The sequence below is a fragment of the Aneurinibacillus migulanus genome, assembly GCF_001274715.1.
Taxonomy (GTDB): Bacteria; Bacillota; Bacilli; order Aneurinibacillales; family Aneurinibacillaceae; genus Aneurinibacillus; species Aneurinibacillus migulanus.
On record NZ_LGUG01000002.1, the window covers coordinates 1 to 17,200 of the forward strand.

The window sequence follows — 17,200 nt, forward strand, 5'->3', positions numbered from 1 at the left end:
CTAAATCGAAAAGAAATCTTTTCGGGCCCCGCGAAAGTATTCGGTATTCGCTACAAAGCGACTCGTCACTTTCGTGGATAATTTTTATATACTCGCACACATTCGAGTGTTACTGTTCAGTTTTCAAGGAACTTGTTTTTTATTACGCCGTATTTCAGCGGCGACTTTTATATCTTATTACATTCCACAATCAATTGCAAGCCTTTTTTTAAATTATTTTTAAGAAAAATGTAATCGGATATAAAAACCATTTTTTGAAATTGACAAGAAATAATATATCATGATTTTTTTATACAGGCAAGACTTTCCGCAGTTTTTCTTATGTCTTAATTTTTTATGTCGATAGAGATTACACATTATTATTGTATAAGCACATCATCCTTATCCTCCGCTCCAGGTTGACTGTGAAAAATAACGTAAAACCAAGGGCATTGATTATCCAATACCATACAGAGAGGATAATCACCAGGTGTAATGTAAAACAAAAACACACGTGAGCCATCTCCGTGTGTTTTTGCTACTCCACATTTTTCTTATTCCATAAACGATTCTTTTATCTGTAAATATCGGTATACAGCTACGGCCGTTTCCGCTTTTGTTACCTGACGTGCCGGTTCAAACTCATTTTTGTCATTCGGCGTCATGACTTGCAAGCGAGTTACCAATGCAGCATTCCCTTTCTTATTAATAGCTGCTTCGTCCTGAAGCTTTGTTTCGAATATACCTTCTTTGGCCGCCAACTTATCATATCCTAATCCTCGTACAATAAGTTCTGCCAAAAATTCACGGGTGGCTGGATCATTTGGACGCAATTGTTTCACGCCTCGCGGCAACAATCGGTTCTGAACCGCCCATTCAGCCGCCTGCTTGATTTCACTATTCTCGTCTACATCTGTAAAAAACGATTCTTGTCCCGGCCCATAGTACTCATATGGCTGTCGTGCCGCAGTATAGAATATCTTAACCGCTTCACCACGTGTTAACTTTTGATCCGGATTAAGCTTACCGTCTTTTACTTCCAGCAAATTGGCATCTACCATGTTCTGCAATTCCTTTTGCAGTGGATGGCCTGCAATATCACTTATCGACTGACCTGAATTATTTACTGGCAAGTTGCCGTGCGTTTTCCATTCACCTGTTCTCGCATCCAGATAGCTTGTACCATAATCGTATGGCTGTCCATTTGCTTTAACAGCCAACACATATACAGGTTTAGCTTTGCGCACTTTCCCTGTTCCTACCGATCCATAAGGCGGGATAAGATTATAGCGTAGTTCTGCTTCCATAAGCGTCATTGCTTTCTTTTTTGCCTCTTCTGGCTTAATTACGTTAGTAAGAGCGGGCAGGGCCTGAACAGACCACATCATATTGTAATCGGTGATTTCTCCAGTATCAGCATCTACGTTAACTGTTGCTCCTTCGCCTACTACGCGAACTCCATTTTCTTTTCTAACAAATGAAACGTTATAATTAAGTATCTTATCTGTGTCTCCATTATAATAATTCGGCGTAGCTTCCACCGCATAAAGCTTATCCAGACGGCCTGGTAGCGCTTTTCTTATAAATGCTTCCGCAGTTTTTTCAGCCTGCTGTCTGCTAATATTCACCTTTATCTTATCCGGGTTTTCCATTTTTTCATTATAAGGCATGCCATACTGACTATAGTTAACCAATTCTCCGGTTTGAGCATCCAGGGAAGCACGCACCTGTTTTCTTTCCCCTTCTGACTCAACCGCATATATCTCCCATACCTTGCGTTTAACAGGGTGACTTTCTTCGCGATATCCTTTCTGTTCCACACTCATAGAATCTTTTAAAATACCGAATTCTTTGATTTTTGCTATTGCCTGCGCTTCATCTATATTCACACTGGAAGGCGGTGTCGTTTTTGCGGTAGAAAGAGGTCGATTGACGTCAGTGGATGCATTTAGCTCTTTACCGTCTATAGCCGAGATTTGTTTTCCAGTTTTTGCGTCAATAAGAAGTCCCGGTACCACGTTATATAAATCGCTCGACGTTTTAAGTTTTGGAGCGTACGCCAATTCGATTTTTCCACCGGGCTGTGACACATTCGACAAATACGCCAGTTCCATCTCCAGTTCACGCTCTACCTGATGCAGAATCTCATCTTTGTTTTTTAGGTTCGAAATACTTTCGAACTGCACATCATCCCAGCTAAAATCCACACTGCGAATTTTCCCCTTCTTATCATACGAGATACGAAGTCCCTGGTCTGTTACGGGAATTCCGTTCTGAAGCCGCATAAAGTATAACGAATCCATATACGGCATGCTGCCACGTTTGAAGCTTTCAAGCGAGTCTTCGCTAAGTTTCATCTGTGACGCATATTTTGCATAATGTTTATTTATTAAAGCATTTGCTTGGTTCACTAGGCTGGTCGTATCCAGCTTCCCTGGCAGTAGATTATTTCGTTCGGATTCACGCGTCCAGTGGTTTGCATTCAGAATGGTACCGTCTTTTGCATCTACCGAAATGCTTAGCTGCCCACCATAGTCGTCTCCAGGTTGCTGCATGCTCCATGTGAGTCTCCATAATGTACGCCCTATATATTTATTGTCTTCCATCTCTACCTGGTTGTTCGTATACCCTGCTGGAACCGGCATAAATTCCTGGGCGATCCGGAGCGCTTCTTCCCGATCAATTTTCGTTGTTTTTACCGTTTGAACAGAAGCTTGCGGTGTCGCTTTCGCTTCATCAGCCAATACATTGTAAGGCAGAATTCCCCCTGCTGCAATCGTCGCAGCCAGCATGGAGCCTGCCCACTTCTTTTTCATCTGTTTGCCCATTCCTCTTCCTCCCTTAACATGACTGACTTTCACTAACATTGACGAATAGAACGGTAAAATAGTTCCAGTTTTTTCTTCCTAAAATAAAAAAATTGCCTCTGTACATGTATAGAGGCAAGGGACAAGTTTAGACCCGTTTTTTCTTTAGCAGCAATACCATTACCCAGCTCATGAAAGAGATCATGAGCCACCAGAAAAATAACATAAAAAATTCTGGGAGACTATATGAATGCTCCATTCCCGAGACAGCTATCCGTTCGTTCGGGGCTCCTGCTGTAACATGTTGTTCTTTATTGAGTACCGACGGATATTGACGCGTAAGACCGGAAGACGTTTCAACGATAAGATCATCTCCTGGAGCAACCCGCACTTTAAATTTGTCATCTTTTGGAATGGAGGCATATACGCTCTCTCCCGCGTAGTAATCGCTCGTCTCTCCGGAGATTTTCGCTCCGGCTTTCAGTACAGGAACCGTTTTAAAATGGGCGAATCCATAGTCCAAAAGCTTTGTTGCATCTTTATAAATTTGCTTATCACTATTTGCTTTTAAAAGCACTGCGATGAATTCCGTACCGTTTCGTTCAGCCGACGTGACCAATGTAAACCCTGATTGTTGGGTAAAACCGTTTTTAATGCCATTGGCCCCCTGATAAGATACAAGCATTTTATTATGATTAATAAGCTTGCTCTTCCACTCTTTACCTTCCCACGTTTTCATGCGTGTACTTACAATTTCTCGAAATTTCTCATTTTTCATTGCATGGGCCGCGATTTTCGCCATATCGGCAGCTGTTGTTGTATGTTCTTTTTCATATAGTCCACTTGGATTTGTAAAATGTGTATGAGTGGCTCCAACTGAAGCTGCAAACTTGTTCATTCGTTGGCTAAATTCAGCTACGCTGCCATCAATATGTTCGGCGATAGCTACAGCCGCGTCATTTCCCGAGTTCATCAATAGTCCATACACCAGATCTTCGAGCGGCTTCTGCTCCCCTTCCGCCAGAAATATACGGGTTCCGTCTGTTTGTCGTGCATTTCGCGACACGATGACCTGCTCACCCGCCCTATCAGCCTCTAGTGCGATAATTCCGGTAGCAATTTTAGTAATGCTGGCCGGTGCCATTTCCTCGTCCGGATTTTTCTCATATAGCACATCTCCTGAACGAGAATCGATAAGAATCGCTGATTGACTGTTGACGGAAGGTTCCTCCGTTTCAACCGTAGCTTCCGCCTGTTCTATTGGTAAGCAAAATTGCAACACAAACAGAAATAAGAACGCATTTCTTGCTATATATAAATAAGTTCGTTTCATTGTTTCCATAAAAATAGTATAAATGCTAAGAAAAAAATATGAAAAGTGAAGAAAGTTATAAAAATCCATTATGCTGTATGTTAATTTTTTTGTATTTCGCCCTCATTATGTCATAATTTTTAGGCCATATTTCTCCGACGTATAACGTCGAAGCTAAACGAAAAAGCGGAGCGTTCTTGTCAAACACTCCGCTTTTCGTTAATTTTTAAACTCGGCTGCCGGGTTATTTCCCATAGGCTCTGGACTTTCTATATACTCGAATGTATCAGCCGCATTCCACGGTCCACGAGCATCCGTTTCACCGGTTGACATATTATAATATTTTCTTACAAATTCAGGTGTACCTGCCATCGTTCCTGGCATTTGTTCTTCAAGCGTATATAGAGCCTCCTGAAAGTTTCGAATATGCGTCACTTCACGCGTCATCAAAAACTTCAAGGTATCGATGACTAACGGATCATCTGTCTGAGAGATGAGTCGTTCGTACGTAATTTTTGCCCGTCCCTCAGCTGCTATATCATTAAGTAAATCGCTTGCAAGCTCACCACTGACTTTTAAATAATCAGCCGTCCATTTTACTCCATGGCTGTTCATCAGATTGAGGCCATTGCCACCAACGACATCGAAAAGTTCGCTCTCATAGTACTCTTCATTCGGATGCCCTTTGATTAACATATCAATACAGGTGCCGACCATCTCTAGATGGCTAATCTCTTCTGTAGCGATGTCCATGAACATGTCCCTCATCTTCGCGTCGCGACAGCCAAGACCTTGCACAAAGTACTGCATTGCGGCGGCCAGCTCGCCATTCGCTCCGCCGAACTGTTCCAATAGTAGCTTTGCAAATCTCGGATCCGCCTGGCTTACCTTTACTTCATACATTAGTTTTTTTCTGTGCTCAAACATTCGCCCGACCTCCTGCATGTTTTATCGTTATACACAGAAGGTCTTTTCCTCATTATTGCCTTACATAAACTATTCCAAAAGTACCTTATTTTTATAGAGTGATTTTTTCCTTTGCTTTGCCGCTTTAGCCGTTAAGAACCGTTCCGCCGTTCACATGTATCATTTGGCCGCTAATATACGATGAATCGTCGCTTGCCAGAAACACATAGCTTGGAGCTAATTCTTCTGGCTGTCCCGGACGCTTCATCGGAGTATCTTTACCGAATTGCTCTACTTGATCCGGTGAAAATGTAGATGGAATCAACGGCGTCCAAATAGGTCCTGGCGCTACGCCATTCACCCGGATCCCTTTTTCGATCAGTGACATGGACAAGGAACGGGTAAATGATACAATCGCTCCTTTAGTTGAAGAGTAATCAATAAGCAGCGGATGGCCTTTATAAGCCGTAATAGAAGCCGTATTAATAATGGCGCTTCCCGGTTTCAAATGCGTAAGTGCAGCCCTGGTCATATAAAACATGGAGAAGATATTCGTCTGAAATGTACGATGTAGCTGCTCCGATGTGATGTCTTCGAAGTTTTTTTGTACATGCTGTTCTCCTGCATTGTTAACAAGAACATCCAGGCGGCCGAACTCATTGATGACCTTCTGAATCGAATCCTGGCAAAACTTTTCATCCCCGATATCGCCTGCAATCGTTAGGCAACGACGGCCTTCCTGTTCGATCTGGCGTTTGGTTTCCTGAGCATCGCTGTCCGCTTCCAGATACATAATGCAGATGTCTGCACCTTCTTTGGCGTAGGCGATAGCAACCGCACGTCCGATGCCGCTGTCTCCACCCGTAATGAGCGCAACTTTTCCTTTCAACTTGCCGCTTGCCTTATATCCGTAGTCCTCGGCATTAGGTTGCGGAGCCATTTGCGACTCGATATCCGGCTGAAGATATCCATGCTGCGGAGCCATTGAAGTCAGCTTGTTTTTCCCATTTTGTTGTGCCATGATCAGCCACCCTTCCTCGATTTTCTTAAAAAATAACCACACTATATGTTGTTCCCTCTCATCTGTTATCTGAATCAAAAAAAGCGAAGCCATATCGGCTTCGCTTTATAAAAACCACCTATTTAAGCATGGCGGCGTAGACCTGCTCATCCAGCGCTTTCGCTTTTTCCAGGTCGTATGTTTTTTCAAATGTAGGTTCCTGAACGATTTTGGCACCCCAGAACATGCTTTCATGGATGGCAGAAATATCGACTTCAATAGTCGCCAGCGGCATAGCTACACCTTCCAACTTCTCTGTTAGGATTGTACCTTTGCCTACAATGGAATATACCGTTTCAAGACCGATGATGCATAGCGTTACGCCAGGATTGTCTTTAACGTTTGCTACGATTCTAGAGGAAGCACTTACAGAGAATCGGATTTTACTTTCGGACGGTGCCTTTACCCATGAGATAGCGTTAACCGTTGGGATTTTCGTCTCCGCATCCACTGTGCTAAGCAAGACCAGTGTTTCCTCGTTCAGCAGTTCTTGTTGTTGTACTGTTAATGTTGTAGGTACTTCTGTTTTTTTTGCCATGATATCTACTCCTTTATCTCACATTGCATTTTCTATTGGACTATCTTCTCCTTCAAAAACAATATTTCCTGCTTGAAAAACATAAATACCTGCAAGCGATAACGGTAGTATACTTGATTCAACATCTAGTCAAGTGCCGAACATAGGAAAAGCTTGCGGGCGTTGCCGCTCATCCTTTTTCTACAAAGAAGCCAAACGGCTGCTTTATGTCGCTTTTTTACTTTACAGCGACATATCGTTTCTTATCCATATAAAAAAACGCACTTTATTCAAGTGCGAGGTTAACCTTCATATTATTAGTAAAGTCGCCGCTTTTGCCCCCCGTTTTTACAGCCAGATATGTAGGACCAACTACCATTTCTTTGTCCATAGCCTTGCACATATCATACACCGTTAACCCGGTCACGGTCGCAGCAGTAAGAGCTTCCATCTCTACTCCGGTTAGCCCCTTCGTTTTTACGGTAACTTCAATATATAACGTATCTTCGCCGTTATCCGAGAATGCAATATCTACACCCGTCAGCGCCAAAGGGTGGCACATCGGAATTATATCGGATGTCTTCTTCGCCGCCATAATACCGGCCACTTGCGCGACAGCCAATACATCACCTTTTCCGATGCGGCCTTCTTTAATTCGCAACAATGTCTCTTGCTTCATAACGATCCGGCTTTTTACGATGGCGGTTCGCTCTGTTACTTTTTTCTCTGTAATGTCCACCATACGAGCACGTTGCTGTTCATTAAAATGGGTCAATGACTCGCTCATCGCTTATCCTCCTATTTGTGACATACGGCGTAAGGTCGGCGTATGGGATTGCTTCTCACTGGCCAATGCCTGTGCCATCTCGTGGTTCTCCGGCTTTGCATCAATCGCACGCAGGAACATGTCCTGTATTGCTTTTTCATCACCAATACGTGGACGCACATTCCATTCATCATCCCAATACAGGCATGGCTTAATGTTGCCGTCAGCAGTAAGACGCAGACGGTTACAGTTGCCGCAAAAATGATCACTCACAGGATGAATCAAGCCGAACGTACCCATGGCTCCCGGAATGCGGTAGTTATCTGCTGGACCGTTCCCGTAGATGTCTCCGGCCGGCTCATACGTATATCCCATCTGCTTCACTTTCTCGAATACCGTATCCAGCGAGAGATATTTCGCCCGCCACCCTTCGTCATTATGGCCGATAGGCATATATTCGATAAACCGGATTTGCAGCGGTTTGTCGAGCGACAATCGGATAAAATCCTCAATTTCATCGTCATTTTGTCCTTGCATCAGCACCACATTCAGCTTCACTGGCGCAAATCCGACCCGGAGTGCAGCCTCCAGGCCATCCATTACCCGCTTCAGGCTGCCCCCGCGCGTAATATAGGCGAACCGTTCCGACTTCAAGGAGTCCAGGCTGATATTCACACGAGTCACGCCTGCTTCTTTGAGCGCCTCCGCTTTCTGTGCGAGAAAAATCGCATTCGTCGTCAGCGCGATATCTTCAATGCCCGGAATGCCGGACAGCATAGCAATCAACGTTTCAATCTCTTTGCGCACCAACGGCTCGCCTCCGGTAAGACGCAGCTTGCGCACACCCATTTTGGCGACCGCTGCTACCACTTCGGCAATCTCTTCGTAGCGGAGAATGTTCTCGCTCGGTTCAAATTCCATCCCTTCCGCCGGCATGCAATACACGCAGCGCAGGTTACAGCGGTCGGTCACCGAAATCCGTAAATAATCGTGGACGCGGCCAAATCTATCGATTAGCTTATTCATGAAGCTCGCATCTCCTTCAACCATTTTTCCGAGTCACATTAGTATACTATAATATTCTTTGTATTGGAAATGTGGAAAAAGGAAAGAAGCTACAACCTTGTGAAACTTCTGTCCTCCTCAATTGTAGGCTTCCCCTCTGTAAACATGCTACAATACTTCTATATAAAAGATTCATAGAATGGGGGCATCCTATAATGGATACACGGTATTCAAGACAACTGTTATTTGCCCCAATAGGTGCAAAAGGGCAGGAGAACCTGGGCACAAGCCGTGTGGTTATCGTAGGTGCAGGCGCGCTCGGCGCCGTACTTGCTAATCATATGGTACGAGCCGGTGTAGGGCACGTACGGATTATCGACCGCGATTTTGTTGAGCCGAGCAACCTGCAACGTCAGATGTTATACGATGAAGAAGACGCGGCCAATCATCTTCCGAAAGTAATCGCGGCAGCAGAAAAGCTAAAACGGATAAACAGCAGCATAACTGTTGAACCTATCATTGCTGATATAACGGCAATAAATGCTGAGGAGTTGCTAACTGGTTTCGATGTAATCCTTGATGGAACCGATAACTTCGCCATTCGTTTCCTGATTAATGATGTCGCAATAAAACACGGTATTCCATGGGTGTATGGCGGAGCTGTTAGCGCAAAAGGTATGTTTACGGCCATTCGTCCGCATATTACACCATGCTTGCGTTGCTTTATTCCCGAACCACCGACCGGTGGAGAGACGTGTGATACAGCCGGTGTTATTGGCCCTATTATTCATATTGTCGCTTCTTATCAAGCTACAGAGGCGCTCAAGCTGCTGGTCGGAGATGAAAAGAACGTAAATCCCAATCTTGAACATATGGAAATCTGGCGCAATATGCATACCCGAATGAACATGACTAATAAACGCAATCCTGAATGTCCAACCTGCGGTAAAGGCGTATTTGAATTCCTTGAACTTTCAGGCGATGAAGACACCGTAACATCCTTGTGCGGACGAGATAGCGTACAAATTAGCCCCGCTACAGAACAAAGACTAAACCTTGAAAAACTCGAACAGCGCTTTGTGCCATTAGGCGAAGTGGAGCGAAACAAGTTCCTGCTTCGTTTCCGTACCGGCGAATATACCCTAATCGTATTTCCCAATGGACGCGTCGTGATTCAGGGAACCGATGATACAACTGTCGCACGTACTTTATACGCCAAGTATATCGGGTCTTAGAACAACATAAGAAAATCTTTCTTATTTCATAAAAAAAAGCACATGCTTAGTAGCAAGCATGTGCTTTTTTTACACAAAAATGTCCAACAACCAAAAGGATGGACACAAATTGACCATCTTATTCTTCGTTCTCTTTGTTGTTACTGATACATGCGTAACACTTCAACACCATGATGCTGCATAAATAAACGCCATGACCATTGGCTGTTCTCTTCCTTGCTTCGTTCAAAGTTCGCTTCCAGATTCCGCCTGATTTCATTAATGCGCTCTTTGTTTATCAGCGCATATGGACCGATAATCCGGTGAATAAAGCCTACCTTGGCCAGACGCGTAAACAAATACTGACCAATCATGAATTCACTGCGCACCTGCTCTCTGTCACCAAGCGTCACATCAATGATGTCCTCGCCCCATAAATCGGTTAGACGATACCCCTCTTCCCATGCTTCGACGACACGGTACACAGAAGGATAAGCAGCCATCCAATGCGCGGCAAGATGCAGTTCCTGCTCAGACAAATCATTATCCGGGTCCAGCAAATACTTCTCGATAATCCGCTCACCCTTAATATTCTGACATTCGAGCAGAAACCAAATACCGTACTGCGCTTCCCAAAATGGCGTCAGTAACGCTTCAGAAGGGAGATTGACCTTGCTACGGAATATATGCTTTGCTCGTACCTTCTCCCGTAGGTTCAGCGTATTGCACGCATACTCGCGAAGCTTCTCCATCAGATTCTCATGCATCTCGTTAAAAACCTGTTGTTTCGCCTCTCGTTCAGCAAAGAAATCGACAAGAACCGAGGATTCATGTTCATTCTGCAAAACGATTCAACTCCTTACCTTGCGAGCATTTCCTTTCATTATACCATGAAACGAGAGGATTCCGGTACTATTCCCGTCTTGAGTCTCCTCCGAACAAATTGTCGTATTCGGTGCGGGTCAGAAATACGTCGCGTGGCTTGGAACTACCAGTCTGTCCAGAAATAAAACCTTTCTCCTCCATCATATCAATGAGCCGGGCCGCCCGGTTATATCCAATTTGGAAGTTTCGTTGCAAAAGCGAAGCCGAGGCCTGACCATGCTCGACGCAAAAGAGAACCACTTCCGAAAATAGCTCATCCGTATTTTCCGATGTCATCGCTTGGGTTAAATCTTCCTTCTCAAATAAATAATTCGGTTCCGCCTGAGCGCGGACATATTCGGTGACCGCTTCGATTTCATCATCAGACACGTACGGCCCCTGTAAGCGAACCGGCTTGGAACTGCCGCTCGACAAATACAGCATATCACCCCGGCCGAGCAGACGCTCCGCCCCATTCATATCAAGAATTGTACGTGAGTCGGTTTGTGACGATACAGAAAAAGCGACCCGCGTCGGAATGTTAGCTTTAATAAGACCGGTAATAACATCGACCGATGGCCGTTGAGTCGCTACGAGCAAGTGAATACCGCAAGCCCGTGCCTTCTGTGCAATCCGACAGATGGCTTCTTCCACATCCTGCGGTGCTACCATCATCAAATCAGCCAATTCGTCGATAATGATGACGATACTCGGCATGAGATATGCTTTTTCATCCGGGAACGCACGACGCATTAAATCATTATATCTGGATATATCGCGCGCGCCCGCTTCGGCAAACTTCTCGTATCGGCTATCCATTTCGTGCACTGCCCATTTGAGCGCGGCAGTCGCCTGCTTCGGATCGGTTACAACCGGTGCCACAAGGTGCGGCAGACGGTTGTATGGTGCAAGCTCGACCATCTTCGGGTCAACCAGTAACAAGCGTACTTGATCGGGTGTTGCCTTGTATAGCAGACTCAAAATAATCGAGTTGATACATACGCTTTTTCCCGAGCCGGTTGCCCCGGCAATAAGGCCATGAGGCATTTTTGCCAGATCGGCCACAATAGGCTCACCGCCAATATCCATACCAAGCGCCACTGTAAGTGGAGAAGATGCTTCTTGAAATACACTTGATTCCAGAATTGATCGCAGGAACACAGGCATGCTCTGCTCGTTTGGCACTTCGATACCGACCGCAGAACGGCCCGGAATCGGCGCTTCAATCCGAATATCGCGTGCTGCAAGACTTAACTTAATGTCATCGACAAGATTGGTAATTTTATTTACTTTTACACCTGGAGCCGGTTGTATTTCATAACGCGTTACCGTCGGACCACGCACTGCACCGATAACCTCCGCATTTACGTTAAAGTTATGAAGTGTACTTGCCAGTACATGCTGCTGTTGATCGACATATTCCGCATCTTCTATCTGTACGCTTGGCGGAGAAGTCAACAAAGAAAACCCTGGCTTTTTATACACTCCACTCACCGGTACAGCAGATGTGGGCATAGTCGTAGGCGGGCCATTCCATTTCGCAGGCTCTTCACGTTCCATGCTGACTCCTTGCATTTTCGCATGTTCTTCTATGCCCGGACGAGGGAATGAAGGAACAATTCTCTCCTCTTGACGAAAGTCAGCTGCTAAAGAGACGGATAAATTCTCTCGTTGAATCGTAGGCACAGGTTCCTCCTGCCTGGTCCGATGAGGAGATACAGGCAACGACTTATCTTCTACAATCACAGCCTCTTTTTCATTTGCATCCTGCCATTCAGTCAATTCTCTGTCAGGCAGAAAACGTTCCGTCACTGAAGGTGCAGAGACAACAAGAGAAACCTCTTCCTTCATATCTTCTGTCTTGTCTTCCTCTTTCTCAAAAACTATCTCTTTCTCCGTAGAAACAGAATATTCGGGTACCACTTGCATTTCTTCGAAAACGGGTGGTTGTTGCTCGCGAGTAGGAAACGACACAGCCTCTTTATCTTGTATATCTTTATGTAGAGGCTCCTCAGCCTTTTTAAACGACATCGGATGTACCCGTGTATCCAATGCTTGTTCGCCCTGTTCTTCTTCTACGCGCTGCTCTGGACGCTTACGACCATATATCGGCGAAATTACTTCCGTAGGACGGAACGGTCTTTTTCCCTCCGCAGGGCGAACCGCTCTTGGAGTAGGCGGTTGTTCAGAAACTTGTTGTTTTTTTGGCTGAACTCTGTCCGTAGCTTCATGCGATCGTTTTCGCTGCTTTTCCTCTTCTCTTTCCTGTATACGCTCACTAGTGGGCAGCTCGTCTGGAATTAAAGGAAATTGAAAACTATTGCTATCCCGCCTTCTCCTCTGCTTTGCCGGCATTGGAGAAGCCTGTGATGCCTCCCGGCGTAACACTCGCTCACTTCTCTTACGTTCAGATGCCTTACGTTGTTCTATCGCTTGCTCGACCGTCCGCTTCGGATAAATATTGGTTGTACGTATCGTCAAATGCTTATTGGCTATCGGGATCGGAGCAACCTGTGGCTCGAACTCTTCGTACTCCTCTTCATACGTCTCATCGTATGCTTTTGTACGCTTTTCTTTTTTCTTCTTTACGTTTTCTTCTGCCAACAGCCATTGTTTGAATCGTTCCACCCATTCTTTCAAAGCGTCTCTTCCTTTCCTTCTCCGCTTCTTTCGCTTCTTCTCTTACAAAACGCCGAACCACTTATCTATTATACCTTAAGCGGCTTGTTATCCTTATCGCTTCTTGTATTGTAGCACGATTTTTCATTTTTTCTAGGGTCGAAGAGCAAGCGAAAGAAGCCTCGCTATTTTCCAATATCCGAGCGATAATGTATAATTATTAAAATCGGCATATGTATCTCTATTACCCTTGAAGAAAATATATCGAATCTTCACAGGCTAATTGAGGACATTCACACTATATATCTGTCCATGATTTTCAGTATTGGAGGCCAAGCTACACACAGCGATCCCTTGCCGAACCTGCTCAAATCGTATTATATTGGAAATACGAGGAAAAAGCGGAGACAATGGCTATACCGGATACTCGGAAATCAATCATGAGACAGGAAGGGGAGAATCCGATGAGAAAAAGTTTCGCTTACCTGTTGCTTTTTCTACTGTGCTTCAGCGTACTTGCAGGATGCACGGAATATGGGACAAAGGCGGTTGAATCAATTACTGACACTGAATTCAAAGCTACATACGAATCGTACAACAAAACAGTATCGAAAAAAATTCCGTCCATCCCAGATAGCATCCTAGCTATTCAAGTTCAAGAACTTCAATTTAAAGAAGGTAAAGTTACCATTACCGTAACTGATCCGAAGGGTAAACAAGCTTTCGAACAAGTTTTTGAGCCGGGTACGCACCAGGATGGCTATGCTATCAATCTCGATCAGAAAGGTGAATACGAAATGAAATTCGCCTTTGAACATGTTAAAGATGGCAAGCACCTCATCACTTGGGAGACCGATTAATATTAAGAAAGTAGATGTTGCTTTCTTCCTTATTACAGCGACATCTACTTTCTTATCCATCAAGTAAAAGACGCTAGCGCAAATGCGATAGCGTCTGTTTTATTCTATTCATATGGCGGAGAAGGAGGGATTCGAACCCTCGCACGGTTTAACCCGTCTACTCCCTTAGCAGGGGAGCCCCTTACAGCCTCTACTTCTCCTTCTATGTATCCGCTGTCAGGTCGGTGATAGTTAAAAATTTATCATACTCTAGTCGGCTTCGCAAGCTTTTTTTCGGACAGGCATAAAACCTGTCCTTGCAGTATCTTTTCCACTTTATCCAGTAAAATGACCCTTATACACGCTTTACATAACACTACATCCACTCTATGATTAAAGGAAACCGTCACTTGTCGCTTGAAAAAATGGGTGAGGTGTTAACATGAATAAAGACTTTATCAAAATTAAAGATACGGAAGGTACACTATTGCTTTCGCATACAAATGGAAAGCTAAGCTGCAATGTCACAACCAAAGAAATTATTCTCCAGCGCCCGCACTGCACATATCAAATTTTGTTTGAGAATATTATTAGTATGGTGCCGCATACGCTAAAAACGCGACACGTTACATTCCCAACACCTGGAAACGAACATGAGAAGGTAACTACAAGCTTTGCTTCTTCCTACTATAAAATTCGCACAGGACATGTTCGCATTCACAATCGATCAGGTATTCACGAAAAAGGGGAAACAGACTTTATTGTGCCATTGAGCGAGCTTTTCCTGAACTACTTCGCACGTTACAGCAAATTAACTGTAGTGCAATAAACCATACTAAAAAAACCATGCCGAACAATATGCAGCGGCATGGTTTTTGCGTTTTACAAATAATACTTCACAATAAAGGAGCCTATTCCGCTACAGCGGGCACATCAGGTTTCGGAAGAGGATGCGAAGGCTTAACAGCGACAACCTCCGCCGCTTTTGCCAGTTGGCACAATACGTTTGTCAGAGATTGCTCATTCATGAATTCCACCTTGATAAATACCCGTCCAGCATCCGTCGTTACATAACGGGGTGGCAGCGCGTTCATCATGAGGGCATATACGTCGCCTTTACATTGTTCGCATTTGCATGAAAGATCCAGATGGTCCCAATGCTCATTCAAAACCTCCCACGCAATCTCCTCCAAAACATTCACCATCTTCATTTTGCTCCCCCCTCTTTATTGCTCCACTATTCCAAAGGAATGATATGTTACCTATATAATATATCGTTCTTTTTCTTCATTTCTTTTCCGCTTTCCTACTTATTCCCTATAAGAAAAACATATCCTCCAACAAAATGTTAAAAACCCCGTAACTTGGTTAAAGCACGGGGTTCTTTTATCATTTTTATCTTATGCTTTTTTGCCTTTAGAGTTCGCAGTCACGAACAAAATTGCTGCAACAAGCAGAAAAGCAATTAATGAAACGAGCGGGCCAAAGAACAGATTCTCCGGCATAGCGATTCCTATCGACACAGCAATGGCAATTAGAATACCCATGAGTGCCTCGCCAGCAATAAAGCCTGAGGACAACAGGATACCGCGCTCCAACTTTTGCTTGCGTACTTCTTCATTCTTTTCACGGCGTTCGACAATACCGCGAATGACACCGCCGAGCATAATCGGAGTGCTCAAGTGAATCGGCAGATATAGACCGACAGCGAACGGCAGCGAGCCGATTCCCATCAATTCCACAAGAGCAGCCGCGGCCATACCGATAAATACGAGCGTCCATGGTAGATTGCCGTTCATAATCCCTTCTACGACCATCATCATGAGCGTCGCCTGCGGTGCGGGCAGATTCTTCGAACCAAATCCGTACGCCTGATCAAGCAGCGTCAACACCAAACCAATCGTTAAACTTGTAATGAATACACCGTACATTAAAGCGTACTGCTGGTACTTCGGCGTCGCTCCTACAAGGAATGCCGTCTTCAGATCCTGTGACGTATCCCCTGCCATCGCTGCGGCGATACAAATAACCGCGCCGATTGTAATAGCCGCCACCATTCCCGATTGGCCGCTGAAATTCATCAGCTTTAAAATGAGGGTAATCAGAATGAGAGCCGCAATCGTCATACCGGATACAGGATTGGAAGAGCTTCCAACAATCCCTACGATACGGGACGAAACAGTAACGAAGAAAAAACCAAACAGTATTACAAGCAGAGCACCTGGAATACCAATATTGATGCTTGGGAAAAATGCGAGCACAGAAATCAAAATAACAATAAGGGCGATAATATAAGGCATCGGCATATCCTGTTCAGTGCGGATCACACCCGAATTGTTGCCGCCGCCACGCGTACTGCTGAATCCTTTCATTGCAATTGTAAAGGAAGAAGCGATGGTCGGCAGCGCCTTGAATAAGCTGACAATCCCCCCAAAAGCGACTGCGCCGGCACCAATATAGCGAAGATAGTTGCTCCAGATATCCCAGAAGCCGAGTTCGCTAATTGGGGTCGTTGCCGGAAAAATCGGAGTTGACCCAAACGAGCCGAAATAGCTGATTAGCGGAATTAATCCCAACCATCCAAGCACGGCACCGGCCAGCATATAGCCAGCAATACGAGGTCCAATAATAAATCCTACGCCAAGCAGCGATGGAAGCGTGTCCATACCAACTGCCGCGTTCTTGAAACCGCGAATCCCAGTCTCGATTTCAGATGGAAATGCCTTGATACCGTCCGCGATAAATTTGAACAACGCGCCAAGACCGAGCCCGCTGAAAACAAGCTTGGCGAGTCCTCCGCCCTTCTCTCCAGCGATGAGAACTTCTGCACAAGCTGTACCTTCCGGATACGGAAGGACCCCATGTTCCTTAACTATCAACGCTTTGCGCAACGGAATCATCATAATAATGCCAAGAATTCCGCCCCCCAACGCGATAAATGCTATCGTCGTCAAGCTCGGGTGAAGCTTCCAGATGAATAGTGCTGGTACGGTGAAGATAACACCTGCCGCAAGAGATTCCCCTACGGATGTAATCGTCTGTACCGTATTATTTTCCAAAATCGAATTTCGACGCAGCACCCCACGCAGAATCGCCATCGAAATAACAGCAGCTGGAATGGAAGCGCTAACCGTCATACCAACAATTAACCCTAAATATGCGTTTGCAGCCCCGAACAGAACGGCCAGAATACCACCTAAAATAATCGCTGTCCAAGTCATTTCCGGACGATGTTCATGCGGCGGAATATAAGGGACAAAATTGCCCGCATTCTGCCCCTGTCCAGAATCCGGTTTATTTTTCATATTACTC

General features: G+C 44.9%; 14 protein-coding genes and 1 tRNA gene. 3 read left to right on the forward strand and 12 right to left on the reverse strand.

The features are described 5' to 3' along the window. Positions 1 to 533: 533 nt before the first annotated feature. The 7 genes from AF333_RS00020 to moaA form a co-directional block, all read right to left on the reverse strand. On the reverse strand, positions 534 to 2,807 hold the full coding sequence (locus tag AF333_RS00020) for a YcdB/YcdC domain-containing protein (RefSeq protein ID WP_043063747.1): 2,274 nt from the start codon (positions 2,805 to 2,807) through the stop codon (positions 534 to 536). A 127-nt stretch (positions 2,808 to 2,934) separates the two neighbouring features. Next, positions 2,935 to 4,068 (reverse strand): D-alanyl-D-alanine carboxypeptidase family protein, encoded by a 1,134-nt coding sequence (locus AF333_RS00025; protein ID WP_235495859.1) that lies wholly within the window; start codon positions 4,066 to 4,068, stop codon positions 2,935 to 2,937. Between the two features lie 249 nt (positions 4,069 to 4,317). Beyond that, a complete protein-coding gene (locus tag AF333_RS00030) occupies positions 4,318 to 5,025 on the reverse strand; it encodes a manganese catalase family protein (RefSeq protein ID WP_043063746.1) in 708 nt (235 codons plus the stop codon). Positions 5,026 to 5,149: 124 nt separating this feature from the next. Next, complete coding sequence (locus tag AF333_RS00035; protein WP_043063748.1) at positions 5,150 to 6,025, reverse strand: SDR family oxidoreductase; 876 nt, start codon at positions 6,023 to 6,025, stop codon at positions 5,150 to 5,152. A 118-nt stretch (positions 6,026 to 6,143) separates the two neighbouring features. Next, entirely contained in the window at positions 6,144 to 6,602 is a 459-nt protein-coding gene (locus AF333_RS00040) for a pyridoxamine 5'-phosphate oxidase family protein (protein WP_043063745.1), read from the reverse strand. Between the two features lie 265 nt (positions 6,603 to 6,867). Continuing rightward, positions 6,868 to 7,368 (reverse strand): cyclic pyranopterin monophosphate synthase MoaC, encoded by a 501-nt coding sequence (gene moaC / locus AF333_RS00045; RefSeq protein WP_043063744.1) that lies wholly within the window; start codon positions 7,366 to 7,368, stop codon positions 6,868 to 6,870. A 3-nt stretch (positions 7,369 to 7,371) separates the two neighbouring features. Further along, entirely contained in the window at positions 7,372 to 8,373 is a 1,002-nt protein-coding gene (moaA, locus tag AF333_RS00050; protein ID WP_053432639.1) for a GTP 3',8-cyclase MoaA, read from the reverse strand. 194 nt (positions 8,374 to 8,567) lie between these two features. Between moaA and AF333_RS00055 the strand changes: the two genes are divergently transcribed. Beyond that, positions 8,568 to 9,587, forward strand: a complete 1,020-nt coding sequence (locus AF333_RS00055; RefSeq protein WP_043063939.1) for a ThiF family adenylyltransferase — start codon at positions 8,568 to 8,570, stop codon at positions 9,585 to 9,587. 140 nt (positions 9,588 to 9,727) lie between these two features. On the opposite strand, the gene AF333_RS00060 is transcribed toward AF333_RS00055, so the two are convergent. Both AF333_RS00060 and AF333_RS00065 read right to left on the reverse strand, forming a co-directional pair. Then, positions 9,728 to 10,411 (reverse strand): hypothetical protein, encoded by a 684-nt coding sequence (locus AF333_RS00060; protein ID WP_043063938.1) that lies wholly within the window; start codon positions 10,409 to 10,411, stop codon positions 9,728 to 9,730. A 67-nt stretch (positions 10,412 to 10,478) separates the two neighbouring features. After that, a complete protein-coding gene (locus AF333_RS00065) occupies positions 10,479 to 13,070 on the reverse strand; it encodes a DNA translocase FtsK (protein WP_052811707.1) in 2,592 nt (863 codons plus the stop codon). A gap of 443 nt (positions 13,071 to 13,513) precedes the next feature. Between AF333_RS00065 and AF333_RS00070 the strand changes: the two genes are divergently transcribed. Further along, positions 13,514 to 13,909, forward strand: coding sequence for a hypothetical protein (locus tag AF333_RS00070; RefSeq protein WP_139188891.1), 396 nt, complete (start codon positions 13,514 to 13,516; stop codon positions 13,907 to 13,909). A gap of 113 nt (positions 13,910 to 14,022) precedes the next feature. Here AF333_RS00070 and AF333_RS00075 read toward each other — a convergent pair. Next, positions 14,023 to 14,109, reverse strand: a tRNA-OTHER gene (locus tag AF333_RS00075). Positions 14,110 to 14,330: 221 nt separating this feature from the next. Between AF333_RS00075 and AF333_RS00080 the strand changes: the two genes are divergently transcribed. After that, the gene (locus tag AF333_RS00080) at positions 14,331 to 14,717 is read left to right on the forward strand and encodes a hypothetical protein (protein WP_043063936.1); all 387 of its coding nucleotides are present in this window, start codon (positions 14,331 to 14,333) and stop codon (positions 14,715 to 14,717) included. 82 nt (positions 14,718 to 14,799) lie between these two features. On the opposite strand, the gene AF333_RS00085 is transcribed toward AF333_RS00080, so the two are convergent. Both AF333_RS00085 and AF333_RS00090 read right to left on the reverse strand, forming a co-directional pair. Next, a complete protein-coding gene (locus tag AF333_RS00085; protein ID WP_043063935.1) occupies positions 14,800 to 15,099 on the reverse strand; it encodes a late competence development ComFB family protein in 300 nt (99 codons plus the stop codon). A 189-nt stretch (positions 15,100 to 15,288) separates the two neighbouring features. After that, positions 15,289 to 17,193 carry an OPT family oligopeptide transporter gene (locus tag AF333_RS00090; protein WP_043063934.1) on the reverse strand — a complete coding sequence of 635 codons (1,905 nt, stop codon included), beginning with the start codon at positions 17,191 to 17,193 and terminating at the stop codon, positions 15,289 to 15,291. Positions 17,194 to 17,200 lie beyond the last annotated feature (7 nt).

What these genes read in the sequence shown, in the direction of transcription:
- AF333_RS00070 (WP_139188891.1), top strand. Translation starts at nt 13,514, where the DNA reads ATGAGAAAAAGTTTCGCTTACCTGTTGCTTTTTCTACTGTGCTTCAGC.
- AF333_RS00020 (WP_043063747.1), bottom strand. Translation starts at nt 2,807, where the DNA reads ATGGGCAAACAGATGAAAAAGAAGTGGGCAGGCTCCATGCTGGCTGCG.
- AF333_RS00085 (WP_043063935.1), bottom strand. Translation starts at nt 15,099, where the DNA reads ATGAAGATGGTGAATGTTTTGGAGGAGATTGCGTGGGAGGTTTTGAAT.
- AF333_RS00030 (WP_043063746.1), bottom strand. Translation starts at nt 5,025, where the DNA reads ATGTTTGAGCACAGAAAAAAACTAATGTATGAAGTAAAGGTAAGCCAG.
- AF333_RS00055 (WP_043063939.1), top strand. Translation starts at nt 8,568, where the DNA reads ATGGATACACGGTATTCAAGACAACTGTTATTTGCCCCAATAGGTGCA.
- moaC (WP_043063744.1), bottom strand. Translation starts at nt 7,368, where the DNA reads ATGAGCGAGTCATTGACCCATTTTAATGAACAGCAACGTGCTCGTATG.
- moaA (WP_053432639.1), bottom strand. Translation starts at nt 8,373, where the DNA reads ATGAATAAGCTAATCGATAGATTTGGCCGCGTCCACGATTATTTACGG.
- AF333_RS00035 (WP_043063748.1), bottom strand. Translation starts at nt 6,025, where the DNA reads ATGGCACAACAAAATGGGAAAAACAAGCTGACTTCAATGGCTCCGCAG.
- AF333_RS00040 (WP_043063745.1), bottom strand. Translation starts at nt 6,602, where the DNA reads ATGGCAAAAAAAACAGAAGTACCTACAACATTAACAGTACAACAACAA.
- AF333_RS00090 (WP_043063934.1), bottom strand. Translation starts at nt 17,193, where the DNA reads ATGAAAAATAAACCGGATTCTGGACAGGGGCAGAATGCGGGCAATTTT.
- AF333_RS00080 (WP_043063936.1), top strand. Translation starts at nt 14,331, where the DNA reads ATGAATAAAGACTTTATCAAAATTAAAGATACGGAAGGTACACTATTG.